Origin of the sequence: Mucilaginibacter lappiensis, from assembly GCF_050433765.1 — a bacterium.
Taxonomy (GTDB): Bacteria; Bacteroidota; Bacteroidia; order Sphingobacteriales; family Sphingobacteriaceae; genus Mucilaginibacter; species Mucilaginibacter lappiensis_A.
Genome location: NZ_JBNPWP010000017.1, coordinates 50,478 through 64,267 on the forward strand (window position 1 = coordinate 50,478; position 13,790 = coordinate 64,267).

Genomic DNA, 13,790 nt, shown 5'->3' on the forward strand with positions numbered 1-13,790 from the left:
CGATAAGTTCAAAACCGAAACTATATTTTTGCAAACGGGTGCGTATACGCGCCTATTTTTAAAATCTACTTTATAAATGGCAGAACCAGTTAATTATAGTGAAGATAGTATCCGCTCACTGGATTGGAAAGAACACATCCGTTTACGCCCCGGAATGTACATTGGTAAACTGGGCGATGGCTCGGCATATGATGATGGGGTATATGTGTTGCTGAAAGAGATCATTGATAACTCGATAGATGAGTTTGTAATGGGATCGGGCAAAACCATTGAGGTAAGCATGAGCGATCATAAAGTATCTGTGCGCGATTATGGCCGCGGTATACCCCTTGGTAAGGTGATCGATTGCGTATCAAAGATCAATACCGGTGGTAAATATGATAGTAAAGCATTCCAAAAATCGGTGGGCTTAAACGGGGTGGGTACCAAGGCGGTTAATGCTTTGTCGAACACGTTCATTGTACAATCATACCGTGACGGCCGTACCAAGCTGGCCGAATTTGCCAAAGGCGAACTAATTCGTGATGAAACGGAAAAGGAAACCACCCAGCGCAACGGTACCGCCATTAACTTTATTCCCGACGATACCATTTTTAGGCATTACCGCTTTATACCGGAGTTTGTGGAGAGCATGATCTGGAATTACGTATTCCTTAACTCGGGCTTAACGCTAAACTTTAACGGTCAAAAATATTTTTCAGAACGTGGGCTTTATGACCTGCTTACCCGCAATACCGATGTAGATACCCTGCGCTATCCCATCATTCACCTTAAAGGCGAGGATATTGAGATAGCCATGACCCACGGCCAGGCTTATGGCGAGGAGTATTACTCCTTTGTGAACGGGCAAAATACCACACAGGGCGGTACGCACCAGGCCGCTTTTCGCGAAGCTGTGGTAAAAACCATCCGCGAGTTTTATAAAAAAGAGTATGACGCGGCCGATATCCGTGCTTCTATCGTGGCTGCTATTGCCATCAAAGTACAGGAGCCGGTATTTGAATCGCAAACTAAAACCAAGCTCGGCTCACAAAACATTGCCCCGGAAGGACCATCCGTTCGTGGTTTTATCAATGATTTTGTTAAAAAGGAACTTGATAACTACCTGCATAAAAATACAGCCGTTGCCGATGCATTGCTGAAACGCATTTTGCAGTCGGAAAGGGAACGTAAAGATATTGCCGGTATTAAAAAGCTGGCCAATGAGCGCGCAAAAAAAGCATCGCTGCATAACCGTAAACTGCGCGATTGCAAGCTACACTTTGAAGATACCCATGAACGCCGCCAGGATACCACCCTGTTTATCACCGAGGGCGACTCGGCAAGCGGGTCTATCACCAAATCGCGCGATGTAATGACGCAGGCTGTGTTCAGCTTAAAGGGTAAACCGTTAAACTGCTACGGACTAACCAAAAAAGTGGTTTATGAGAATGAGGAGTTTAACCTGCTGCAGCATGCCCTGAACATTGAGGACGGACTGGACGCCCTGCGTTATAACAATATTGTAATAGCTACCGATGCCGATGTGGATGGTATGCACATACGCCTGCTGCTGATGACCTTCTTTTTGCAGTTTTTTCCTGACCTGGTAAAAGCTGGGCATGTATTTATCCTGCAAACACCATTGTTCCGCGTACGTAATAAAAAGGAAACTATTTATTGCTACAGCGACGAAGAACGCAGAAACGCGATTGCCAAATTGGGCAACAAGCCAGAGATAACCCGCTTTAAAGGATTAGGCGAAATATCGCCCGATGAGTTTGGACTGTTTATTGGAAAAGACATCCGCCTTGACCCGGTGATATTGAAGGATGCCAACATTAAAGGCCTGCTGGAATATTTCATGGGCAAAAATACGCCGAGCCGCCAGCTGCATATTGTAAACAACCTGCGGGTGGAGAAAGATGACGAAAGCATCAATCCGCTGGTTGCCGAAGAAGCGGATAGTTTGGCCTTGCCGGTAGCGGTGTAAGGTTGCCTGAACCTGGATTAAATTTAAACGCGTCATTGCGAGGAACGAAGCAATCTTTACACAGGCAGGTCAAATATTCAAGGTTTGTAACCTGGTATCCGCTCTGTACAGCATAGAGATTGCTTCGTTCCTCGCAGTAACGTTATTTTATTCCTGGCATCACATGTGTCGCTCATAATCTGTTTAATCCCGGTTCAGACAAAATCACAGTCAAAAAAAACTTATTTCAAAAATAATCCTTATCTTGTTTCCCCCGCTTTTTTTAAGGGGAAATTGTTATGATTAACCATGAGATAAAAATTGCTTTTGACGAATATGATTCGCTAAAAGATCTTGACACCGCCGACTATGATCTGTGCCTTGAGGCGGCCACCGCGTTAAAAAACTCACATTCACCATATTCAAAGTTCCGGGTAGGGGCGGCCCTGCGTTTGCACAGCGGCAGAATCATTTATGGCAGCAACCAGGAAAACGTAGCTTATCCATCGGGTTTATGTGCCGAGCGTGTAGCGCTGTTTTATTGGGGTGCCAACCATCCGGATGACCCTGTTGAAGCTATGGCGGTTACCGCTCAAACAGATGAATTTATGCTCTCCAAACCGGTTACCTCCTGCGGATCATGTTTGCAGGTACTGGCAGAAGTTGAAAAAAAGCAAGACAAGCCCATCAAGATCATATTATACGCCGGGCAGGGGCCTGTATGGGTAATAAAAGGCATCGAAAACCAATTACCATTTTTGTTTTTTGAGGAACGGTTAACTACTTAACAATGAAACTGAAACTACTTTTATTTTTAATTGGCTGCGCTTTTACGGCAAATGTATTTGCCCAGCAAGGCTTTCCGTTTGATAACGAGATCCGGGATTTTAAACACCAGGATAGTTTAAGCTTCCCCAAATCCGATGGTATATTATTTATTGGCAGCTCATCCATCCGCCTATGGAGCGATCTGGAACAACGCTTTCCCGACAAGCCCATTATTAAACGCGGTGTTGGTGGTTGCCAGCTATGGCAGCTGGTTGATTATTATACGCCTTATATCCTGTTCCCGTACCACCCGCGCAAGATATTTATTTATGCCGGCGAAAATGATATTGCCGATGGTAAACCGGCCACATTTGTGGCTGATGAATTTACCAAACTATGGACCATGATCCACCAGCAATTACCCGGGGCCGAGATCTATTTCATGTCGATAAAACCAAGTCCGGTGAGGGCTAAAAATTATACAACGGTTGCAATGGCCAATGACATGATAAAAGGGTATTTAAAAAATAAGCCAAACAGCCATTTTGTTAACCTGGTTCCTGCTATTTACAAGCCCGGTACAACCACTCCCGATTCCAGTTTGTTTAAAAGCGATTACCTTCACCTGAACCCTATGGGTTATGATAAATGGCAATCGGTGCTGCAGCCCCTGGTAAACTAAAAAGATAAAGCCCCGCATAGCGGGGCTTTATCTTACACATTTAACACTAAACTAAGACTAAAGTTGCTTAAAAACACTGTAAACATTGGTGATCTTCCAGCCTTTGCCGGTGTTGGCAATGGTTACATAATTGCTGCGTACAAAGCCGTCAAACTGCATATCAACCTTTACAATGGCTATATCACCGTTGCTTTCCATAATTGAGGTGCTGGTGGTACAGTCCTCCTCTACATTTTTATTAAGTTTTAATGATTCAAACACCTGATCTCTGGTATAGCTTATGATTTTTTTTCCACTAAGCAGGCTGAATTTTGCATTTTGATCTACCACATCATTCAATCCTTGCAGCTTACCGCGGGTCACGGCATCAACATAAGTATTGATAGCGTAGGTTCTGGTTAAATTTTCACCATCTGCATAGATGCTTGCTTTTGCAGCATTGCATACCACCAGTAAAGCAATGCCGGATAGTATTAATTTTAATGTTTTCATATTATTTATTGTTTAGATATCACTTGAGTTATATCTATAAGACAACGTTTATTTTCAATACGTTACAGGAAAAATAAAGTAAATAAAAAGCCCCGCAACGCGGGGCTTTTTATTTACACATTTAACACTAAACTAAACTTTTATTTGAAAACACTGTAAACGTTGGTGATCTTCCAACCTTTACCGGTATTGGCAATGGTTACATAATTGCTGCGTACAAAACCAACAAATTGCATATCAACTTTAACAACAGCTAAATCAGAATTGCTTTCCATAATTGAGGTGCTGGTGGTACAATCCTCCTCTACATTTTTATTAAGTTTTAATAATTCGAACATTTGATCTCTGGTAAAACTCAGGATTTTTTTTCCGCTAAGCATGCTGAATTTTGCATTTTGATCAACCACATCATTCAATCCTTGTAGCTTACCGCGGGTCATGGCATCAACATAGGTATTGATAGCATAGGTCTTGGTTAAGTTTTCGCCACCTGCATAGCTACTTGCTTTTGCAGTATTGCATACTATCAGTAAAGCAATGCCGGATAGTATTAATTTTAATGTTTTGATATTTTTCATTGTTTGGATATCATTTGAGATATACCTATAATACAACGTGTATTTTCAATACGTTACAAGAAAAATGAAGTAAATAAAAAGCCCCGCATCGCGGGGCTCTCTACTTACATATTTAACACTAAACTAAAACTAAACTTTTATTTGAAAACACTGTAAACGTTGGTGATCTTCCAACCTTTACCGGTATTGGCAATAGTTACATAATTGCTGCGTACAAAACCATCAAATTGCATATCAACCTTAACAACAGCTAAATCAGAATTGCTTTCAACAATTGAAGTGCTGGTTGTGCAATCCTGGTCAACATTTTTGTTGGCTTTTAATGATTCGATCATTTCGTTTTTAGTGAAACTCAAAACACTTTTTCCGCGTAACATGCTGAATTTTGCTGATTGATCTATCACTTCATTTAACCCTTGTACTTTACCACGGGTCATGGCATCAACATAAGTGTTGATAGCGTAATTTTTTGTTAAATTTTCGCCTTCTGTATTATCGTTTGCTTTTGCAGCGGTGCATACTATCAGTAAAGCTAAGCCAAGCATGATTGATTTTAAAGTTTTCATTGTATTGTTATTTAAGGTTATTTATTATTATTAATTAATTTTATACTCATAAGACATCAGCTATATCCCTAACGTTACAAGTAATGTTATAAATTTTGACGATTTAACAATCATTTAACATATTGCATGTTTTTTTAAATACTTAGCAACAAATAATATATTTAAGCACCTTTATGGTCGACTTTAACACCATTATTTTACAATTTGGAGAACAGGGCGAAAAAACCGGCTGGACCTATATTGAAATTCCGGCTGATGTAGCACAGGAAATGAAGCCCGGCAATAAAAAATCATTCAGGGTTAAGGGTAAATTAGACGAACTGCTGGTTGCGGGTATGGCCCTGATGCCTATGGGCGAAGGCAATTTTATCATGGCGCTAAAAAGAGAGATCTGTAAGGCCCTGCATAAACATCGCGGCGCCATGTTACGCGTACGGATTGAACCCGACGATGATTTTAAGTTTAGCGTACCTGCCGATTTGCTGGAGTGTTTTGAATTTGAACCTGAAGCAGGCGAGTTTTTTAACAGCATAGTTGAAAGCCACCGTGGCTATTTTATAAAATGGATAGATAGCGCCAAAACCGAACAAACCCGTGCCAACCGAATTGCCTACACCATAAACGCCATGGTGCGCCACATGGATTACGGGCAGATGCTGAGGGAGCAAAAGAAAGCGCGGGAGTGACCATATCTCACTGAAAAATTACAAGCCGTTTTGTAGCTATATATTCCGAATTACTTTATGTTTACGGTAGTTAAACATACCCAACCTAAATCTATATGACAACACTTGATCAAACCTGGCTTGAGCCGGCTATAGGACAAAAAATCTACAAAATAAAAACAATTCAGGTTGCTACCTTTGTAGGAGGGCCATTAGTTGCCGGTTATTTGATGGCCGAAAACTATAAGGTTTTCAATGAGTACGGTAAGGCAAAAATGGCCTGGGTTTACTCCATCATTGCAACTATTGTGATATTTGGAGGAATATTTTTAGTTCCGGATTCTGTCAAGATCCCCAGGATAATTATTCCGCTGATTTATTCATGGCTTACCTACTTAATTGTACAGCAGTTACAGGGAGCTCAAATTAAAACCCATTTTACTGCCGGCGGACAAGCTTACACCATATGGAGGGCTTTATTGATCGCGCTGATTGGAACCATTATAACAGTAGCTGTGATTTTTGGTGTCCTTTGTCTTTTACCCGGTGATTGATCAATTGCACTTTGCCTGCTTATTGCTAAAGTCTATGATCACCTTTTTAAACCACCCCATAAATGGGACGGCAATGAATACTTAATCATTTTTTTCAAGCCACCGTGTTCATTGCCGTTGGCTTTAGCCAACGGATAAAAATGCATAAAAGCTGGCTTCAGCCAAAACCTACCCATAGTTAGATGGAGTTAGCAAATTCCTTTCACATCAAAATAAATTTGCAATTATATAAGTACTTATATAAATTGCATCATGAATTTGTATAAGCGTTTAGGATACCTGGTTTTGGGCAGCCGTTTGAGGCGCATCAGCGAATCTTTTTTGTCTGAGATCAACCGTGCTTATCAGCAGGAGGGTATTGAGTTTGAAGCCAGCTGGTTCCCTGTTTTTTACCTGCTGTCGCAGCATGATACGTTATCAATAAAAGAACTGAGCGAGCATATAGAGGTGAGTCACCCCGCGGCCAGTCAGCTGATCACCAATCTTAAACAAAAAAAATTACTAACCACCACCACCAGCGCAACGGATGGCCGTAAACAACAGGTAACCTTTACCGACAAGGGCAGGGAGCTGCTTATGCGAATAAAGCCCATTTGGGATGCTGTTGATATTTCCATGAACGAAATGATGAACAGTGAATTAGGCTGCAAGGAGTTATTGCCGGCCATTACCGCGCTGGAAAGCGCCCTGCAAACCTATCCCCTGGCCAATCGCATCAGTCGCAACCTTAGTAAACAACCTAAACCTACCCACCATGAATAGTATATTTAATTATGGTACCGATCATTTAACCATAGGCATTTGCCTGGATATAGCAGCCGGCAAAACAAAGGGCATCATTAATGCCGAAGCCGACCGGGCTATCCGCGCGTCATGGCGCGAGGTGGAAAAAATTGTACATGCCCATCATCCCGTTTACGGTATCAATACGGGCTTTGGTCCGCTGTGTGATACGCGCATATCTGAGGAAGACACCAGTCTGCTGCAAAGTAATATCCTGAAAAGCCATAGTGTGGGCGTTGGCAAACCTATCCCTCAGGAAATTGCCAAACTGATGCTGATCACCAAGGTTCAGGCTTTGGCGCAAGGTTACTCCGGTGTTGCTCCCGAAACGCTGGAGCGGATCATCTGGCATATTGACAATGATATTATCCCGGTAGTTCCCGAAAAAGGTTCGGTTGGTGCCTCTGGCGATCTGGCCCCGCTATCACATTTGTTTTTACCGCTGATTGGCTTGGGCAAAGTATACGAAAATGACGAGCTGATGCCAGCCAACGAATTATTGAAAAAACATAACCTGCAGCCATTGGTATTAGGCCCTAAAGAAGGACTTGCTTTGATCAACGGTACGCAATTTATACTGGCCTTTGCTGTAAAGGCGGTGCAGCGACTAAATGATGCCCTGAACCGTGCCGATCTGATCGGCGCCCTGTCGTTGGAAGGGTTGATGGGTTCGGCAAGACCATTTGACGCGCGTTTACACGCCATCCGTCCGTTTAAAGGTACAAAGCTGGTAGCTCATCGCTTATTTACATTATTAACCGGATCAGAGATCAATTCATCACACGTAAATTGTGATAGGGTGCAGGACCCATATTCGCTAAGATGCATGCCGCAGGTACATGGCGCATCACGCAATGCCTGGCTGCATTTAAAAGAACTGACTGAAATAGAGCTTAATTCGGTAACCGATAACCCGGTAATTTTTAATGCTGATGATACCATCAGCGGGGGCAATTTTCACGGCCAGCCGCTGGCTTTGCCGCTTGATTATGCTACCGTAGCCGCAGCGGAGCTGGGCAATATTGCCGATCGCCGTTGTTACCTCATGAGCGAAGGGCGTTACGGTCTCCCTAAATTACTTACGCTTGATGCTGGGCTCAATTCTGGTTTAATGATACCGCAGTACACCACGGCGGCTTTGGTTACCGAAAATAAAACCCTGTGTTTCCCCGCCAGTGCCGATAGTGTGCCCACCTCTTTAGGGCAGGAAGATCATGTATCTATGGGTTCCATTAGCGGGCGCAAGCTACACCAGGTGATAGATAACCTGGAATATATCCAGGCCATTGAACTGCTATACGCCGCGCAGGCTGTTGATTTCAGGCGACCGCTCAAATCAACCCCGGTTATTGAGGCGATACATGCGAAAGTAAGAGAGCACGTATCACATATACAAGACGACCGTGTTTTTGCAGACGACATTAACAACTTACATCAAATAATTACCGATGGCTCCCTGCTGGCAACAGCCAATGAAGCAGCCATCAGCAACCATATAAATCTCAGCCATGACGAGTTCGGAATTTATTAAAACCTATGCCAGCCACCCAGTGTACAAAGCACCGCGCGGCATGCAGCTGCATGCCAAAAGCTGGCAAACAGAAGCGCCATTACGGATGCTGCTCAACAACCTTGATGGTCAGGTGGCCGAAAACCCTGATGAACTGGTGGTGTATGGTGGTATTGGTCAGGCGGCCCGTAACCCGGAATCGCTCCGGAAAATTATTGAGCTGCTGCTGGAATTGGATGAATACCATTCCCTGCTGATCCAGTCGGGTAAGCCGGTGGGCATAGTCCGCAGTCACCCCGAGGCGCCGAGGGTTTTGATAGCCAATAGTAATTTGGTACCGGCATGGGCCAATTGGGAGCATTTTAACGAATTGCGCGCCAAAGGCCTCATGATGTATGGCCAGATGACTGCCGGTAGCTGGATCTATATAGGTACACAAGGTATTTTACAGGGCACTTACGAAACCTTTGTTGAATGTGGCAACCAGCATTTTAACGGCGATCTGTCAGGCAAGCTCATCGTGAGTGCCGGACTGGGCGGTATGGGTGGCGCTCAGCCACTGGCCGCGACAATGGCCGGCGGCATTTTTTTAGGTGCCGATGTTGATGCAACACGCATCCAAAAACGGGTGGATACACAATACATCGACAGGATGACGCACTCGTATGATGAGGCTGTTGCCTGGGTAAAAGAAGCCATCGCAAAAAAAGAAACTTTGTCGGTTGGCCTTGTAAGTGATGCCGGCGATCTGTTGGCGCGCCTATTAAAAGACAATATTATCCCCGATATTTTAACTGATCAAACATCGGCGCATGACCCGCTGAACGGATATATTCCGAATGGCCTGTCATTAGCAGAAGCTGCCGCATTGCGTAAAAGTGATGCTGTGGGATACAAAAAACTATCCTTAAAAAGTATGGCCAGGCATGTAGGCTTCATGTTGGAATTACAAAACAAGGGAGCTATTACTTTTGATTATGGTAACAACCTGCGCGAGTTTGCCAAACAAGGCGGCGAACCGGATGCTTTTAATTTTCCGGGATTCACGCCCGCTTATATCCGTCCGCTGTTTTGTGAGGGTAAAGGCCCTTTCAGGTGGGTAGCTTTATCAGGCGATCCGGAGGATATTTTTATTACCGACAGGGCACTGATGGAACTATTTCCTGAAGACAAGCCACTGATTAAATGGCTTAAAAACGCGCAGGAGAAAATTTCCTTTCAGGGATTACCTGCCCGCATTTGCTGGCTGGGCATGGGCGACAGGGAAAAGGCCGGATTGTTATTTAATGACCTCGTAAAAACAGGCAAGGTGAAAGGCCCGATAGTGATCGGTCGTGATCATCTGGATTGCGGCTCGGTAGCATCACCAAATCGTGAAACAGAAGCCATGAAGGATGGCTCGGATGCGGTATCCGACTGGCCGCTGCTCAACCTGATGGCCAATGCCTCGGGCGGGGCCACCTGGATCTCGTTTCATCATGGAGGTGGGGTAGGTATGGGTTACTCACAACACGCGGGCATGGTAGTGCTTGCAGACGGTACCGACCGTGCAGCCACCTGTCTCAAACGTGTTTTGCATAACGACCCGGCAATGGGTATCTTCCGCCATGCCGATGCCGGTTACGACAAAGCACAGGAATGGGCAGATAAGTTTGGGTTGAAGGTGTGGTAGGAGAGCCCCACCCAACCCTCCCCTGAAGGGAAGGGCTTTAGGTTAAAAAACGTGTCATTGCGGAGTTGTAAAAAAGACTTACGAAGTTTTTAAAACTTCGTAAGTCTGATAACTTTAAATTAAAAAACGCGTCATTGCGAGGTACGAAGCAATCTCCTCATGCAATTCGGCCAGGCAAGGTCGGTTACCTGTCCTGATGAGATTGCCACGCTATCGCTCGCAATGACATACTTTATAAAGAGTACATAACAAATGAAAAAACTAATAGGTCCATTCGCACAAATACTGCCACTAACAGGGTTGCCCTTAAAAGGTGCCCTGAAGGATGAACAATTGCAGATCATCCCGCAGGGAGGGGTATTAGTAGAGGATGGACTGATCCAGGCGGTTGGTGATTTTGAAAAACTAAGATCTGCCAATCCATCGGTGCAAATAGAAGAAATTACAGGCAGCCATATATTATTGCCGGGTTTTGTTGACTGCCACACGCATATCTGTTTCGCGGGCAGCCGGGCAAAGGATTATGCCTTGCGTACCGCTGGTAAAACCTATCTGGAAATTGCCAAAGCAGGTGGCGGTATATGGGATTCTGTTACCCAAACCCGTGCCGCTGATGAGGCTGTTTTAACCGACTTACTGTTAAAACGTGTGCAGCGCCATTTGGCCGAAGGTGTTACTACGATTGAAGTTAAAAGCGGCTACGGTTTAAGTATCGAGGGTGAGTCGAAACAGTTAAAAGCCATCAAAGCTGCAGCAGATAAAACTCATGCAAATCTTGTAGCTACCTGCCTTGCGGCGCACATGTTACCCAAAGATTTTGATGGAACGCATCAGGAATATCTGAATCATATTTTACAAAACCTGCTGCCGGCCATTAAACAACAGCGACTGGCTAACCGGGTTGATATATTTATTGAAGAAAGTGCCTTTAATGCCAGCGACGCGCTAAATTACCTAAGCAAAGCCAAGCAAATGGGTTTTGAAGTTACCGTTCATGCCGATCAGTTTACCACAGGCGGCAGCGAAGTAGCTATTAAAGCAAGGGCGGTTTCGGCAGATCATTTGGAGGCCAGTACTGATTATGAGATCAACATGCTTGCTAAATCTGATACAGTGGCTGTAACTTTACCCGGCGCATCTTTAGGATTGGGGATGTCCTACGCGCCTGCCCGTAAACTGCTGGATGCCGGGGCTTGCCTCGCCATTGCCAGCGACTGGAACCCCGGCTCGGCACCGATGGGTGATCTGTTGATGCAGGCAGCTGTAATGGGCGCTGCCGAAAAGTTATGCGCTGCCGAGGTTTTCGCGGGTCTGACTTTCAGAGCAGCATCGGCACTAAAACTAAACGACCGTGGTATTTTAGCCAAAGGAAAGCTTGCCGACATGCAGGCTTACCCATGTGATGATTACCGGGAGATATTATATCAGCAAGGGAAATTGAAACCGGATAAGGTGTGGGTTTCGGGGATAAAAAATTAAAGTGGAGATATGTGCGATTCCTTCCCTCGGGAAGGGGGAGGAAGGGGTTTTAAAAACTTTGCAAGCTATATGGAAGTAGAAACCCCTCCCTGCTACTGCACAAACCAACCGCACCCCTCCCAAGGGAGGGAATTAGAATAGAGAAGAGCGATTGCTCAGACCAATGAACTAATGATACCAGTGAACTAATGAACCAATAAAATGAGCCAGAAACTAATTGAATGTGTACCCAATTTTAGCGAGGGTGTAAACCTTGATATTATCAAACAGATCACGAATGAGGTGGAATCGGTGGAAGGTGTGCGTTTGTTGAATGTTGATCCGGGGAAAGCTACTAACCGAACCGTGGTAACGTTTGTGGGTGAACCTGCAAAGGTTATCGAAGCCGCTTTCCGTGCTATTAAAAAGGCTGGTGAACTGATAGATATGAGCAAACAAAAAGGGGAGCATCCACGGATGGGCGCTACGGATGTTTGTCCGCTGATACCCATCAGCAATATCAGTATGGAAGAAACCGCGGAGTATGCACGTCAACTGGCTAAACGGGTTGGTGAGGAATTGCAGATCCCGGTTTATTTATATGAGCAGGCACAACCTAATAAAAGCCGCAGTAATTTGTCGGTGATCAGAGCGGGCGAGTATGAAGGCTTTTTTAAGAAGATCAAACTACTGGGATGGGCGCCCGATTTTGGTCCGGCGGAGAACGATATCAAACGTGGCGCGACCGTGATTGGCGCACGTGATTTTTTGGTGGCTTATAATGTGAACCTCAACACTACATCAACCCGCAGGGCAAATGCCATTGCTTTTGATGTGCGCGAGGCTGGCCGTGTGTTACGTGAGGGCGATCCCGTTACCGGTAAAGCTATCACCGACGAAAATGGCAAACCCAGATCAATCCCCGGTTCATTAAAAGCGGTAAAGGCCATTGGCTGGTATATTGAGGAGTATGGCGTAGCGCAGATCTCGATGAACCTCACCAATATTGAGATAACCCCGGTACACAAGGCTTTTGATGAAGTTTGCACCAAAGCCAATGAGCGCGGCATCCGTGTTACGGGCAGCGAACTGGTGGGTTTGATACCCCTGAAAGCCATGCTTGATGCAGGTAAATATTTTCTGCGCAAGCAACAGCGCTCTGTTGGCGTAAGCGAAAAGGAATTGATCAAGATCGCCATTAAATCAATGGGACTGGATGAGCTTGGTCCCTTTATCCCCGAGGAACGCATTATTGAATACCTGTTAAAAGACAAAGCGGCCAGCAAACTGGTAAGCATGAGCCTTATTGATTTTGCCGATGAAACCGCCAGTGAAAGCCCTGCGCCGGGTGGCGGTTCAATTTCGGCTTACGTGGGTGCTTTGGGCGCTTCGCTGGCAGGTATGGTAGCTAACCTGAGTTCGCATAAAAAAGGTTGGGATAACCGTTGGGGGGAATTTAGTGATTGGGCCGAAAAAGCGCAGCTTTACAAAGATGAATTGATCAGCCTGGTTGATTTGGATACTATAGCGTTTAACCGCATTATGGAATCGTTTAGTTTACCTAAGTCGACGGATGAAGAAAAAGCCGCAAGGGATAAAGCCATACAGGATGCCACACGTTATGCTATCGAAATTCCATTTAAGGTGATGCAGGCCGCATTGAACAGTATGGACCTAATAAAAGCGATGGTTGAAATTGGCAACCCTAATTCCGTAACGGATGCCGGTGTTGCCGCCCTTTGCGCCCGTACCGCCGTGTTAGGCGCTTTTATGAACGTGAAGATCAATGCCTCTGGCTATAAGGATAAGGATTTTGTAGTGGATATTATTTACCGGGGTAATGAGGTAGAACGCAAAGCGATCGCTTTGGAAGCAGAAATTATTGAGTTGGTGAATGGAAAGATAGGGTTGTAGGGCGATTTATAAGGTTAATAGGTATAAAAATTTGTCATTGCGAGCGTAGCGCGGCAATCTCTACTTAGGCAGGTCAACTATACAAGTTTGCTCTGTATAGCTTAGAGATTGCTTCGTACCTCGCAATTGTAAAGGTCAGATAATTCGAGGACAAGAATAGCTAAATTAAGAGCTATGCGCATCAACACGAACGACCT

General features: G+C 44.8%; 13 protein-coding genes. 10 read left to right on the forward strand and 3 right to left on the reverse strand.

The window, feature by feature from the left end; genetic code table 11:
* The first annotated feature begins 76 nt into the window (after positions 1-76).
* From M2273_RS30135 to M2273_RS30145, 3 genes are all read left to right on the forward strand, one after another.
* Positions 77-1,972 carry a DNA topoisomerase IV subunit B gene (locus M2273_RS30135; protein ID WP_429402011.1) on the forward strand — a complete coding sequence of 632 codons (1,896 nt, stop codon included), beginning with the start codon at positions 77-79 and terminating at the stop codon, positions 1,970-1,972.
* 278 nt (positions 1,973-2,250) lie between these two features.
* Positions 2,251-2,739 carry a cytidine deaminase gene (locus M2273_RS30140; RefSeq protein WP_429402013.1) on the forward strand — a complete coding sequence of 163 codons (489 nt, stop codon included), beginning with the start codon at positions 2,251-2,253 and terminating at the stop codon, positions 2,737-2,739.
* Positions 2,740-2,741: 2 nt separating this feature from the next.
* Positions 2,742-3,401, forward strand: a complete 660-nt coding sequence (locus M2273_RS30145; RefSeq protein ID WP_429402015.1) for a GDSL-type esterase/lipase family protein — start codon at positions 2,742-2,744, stop codon at positions 3,399-3,401.
* A gap of 57 nt (positions 3,402-3,458) precedes the next feature.
* On the opposite strand, the gene M2273_RS30150 is transcribed toward M2273_RS30145, so the two are convergent.
* The 3 genes from M2273_RS30150 to M2273_RS30160 form a co-directional block, all read right to left on the reverse strand.
* Positions 3,459-3,893: a nuclear transport factor 2 family protein gene (locus tag M2273_RS30150; protein WP_429402017.1), complete on the reverse strand. Its 435-nt coding sequence runs from the start codon at positions 3,891-3,893 to the stop codon at positions 3,459-3,461.
* 140 nt (positions 3,894-4,033) lie between these two features.
* Complete coding sequence (locus M2273_RS30155; protein WP_429402019.1) at positions 4,034-4,471, reverse strand: nuclear transport factor 2 family protein; 438 nt, start codon at positions 4,469-4,471, stop codon at positions 4,034-4,036.
* 137 nt (positions 4,472-4,608) lie between these two features.
* Positions 4,609-5,037, reverse strand: a complete 429-nt coding sequence (locus tag M2273_RS30160; protein ID WP_429402021.1) for a nuclear transport factor 2 family protein — start codon at positions 5,035-5,037, stop codon at positions 4,609-4,611.
* 173 nt (positions 5,038-5,210) lie between these two features.
* Between M2273_RS30160 and M2273_RS30165 the strand changes: the two genes are divergently transcribed.
* The 7 genes from M2273_RS30165 (at position 5,211) to ftcD (ending at position 13,593) form a co-directional block, all read left to right on the forward strand.
* Positions 5,211-5,723 carry a YdeI/OmpD-associated family protein gene (locus M2273_RS30165; protein ID WP_429402023.1) on the forward strand — a complete coding sequence of 171 codons (513 nt, stop codon included), beginning with the start codon at positions 5,211-5,213 and terminating at the stop codon, positions 5,721-5,723.
* A gap of 95 nt (positions 5,724-5,818) precedes the next feature.
* On the forward strand, positions 5,819-6,256 hold the full coding sequence (locus M2273_RS30170; RefSeq protein WP_429402025.1) for a hypothetical protein: 438 nt from the start codon (positions 5,819-5,821) through the stop codon (positions 6,254-6,256).
* 252 nt (positions 6,257-6,508) lie between these two features.
* On the forward strand, positions 6,509-7,018 hold the full coding sequence (locus M2273_RS30175) for a MarR family winged helix-turn-helix transcriptional regulator (protein ID WP_429402027.1): 510 nt from the start codon (positions 6,509-6,511) through the stop codon (positions 7,016-7,018).
* Positions 7,011-8,570: a histidine ammonia-lyase gene (gene hutH / locus M2273_RS30180; RefSeq protein ID WP_429402029.1), complete on the forward strand. Its 1,560-nt coding sequence runs from the start codon at positions 7,011-7,013 to the stop codon at positions 8,568-8,570. The genes M2273_RS30175 and hutH overlap by 8 nt, the downstream gene beginning before the upstream one ends.
* Complete coding sequence (hutU, locus tag M2273_RS30185; protein ID WP_429402031.1) at positions 8,548-10,221, forward strand: urocanate hydratase; 1,674 nt, start codon at positions 8,548-8,550, stop codon at positions 10,219-10,221. Before hutH ends, hutU begins: the two co-directional genes overlap by 23 nt.
* A 252-nt stretch (positions 10,222-10,473) precedes the next feature.
* On the forward strand, positions 10,474-11,700 hold the full coding sequence (gene hutI, locus M2273_RS30190) for an imidazolonepropionase (protein WP_429402033.1): 1,227 nt from the start codon (positions 10,474-10,476) through the stop codon (positions 11,698-11,700).
* 201 nt (positions 11,701-11,901) lie between these two features.
* On the forward strand, positions 11,902-13,593 hold the full coding sequence (gene ftcD / locus M2273_RS30195) for a glutamate formimidoyltransferase (RefSeq protein ID WP_429402035.1): 1,692 nt from the start codon (positions 11,902-11,904) through the stop codon (positions 13,591-13,593).
* Positions 13,594-13,790: the final 197 nt, after the last annotated feature.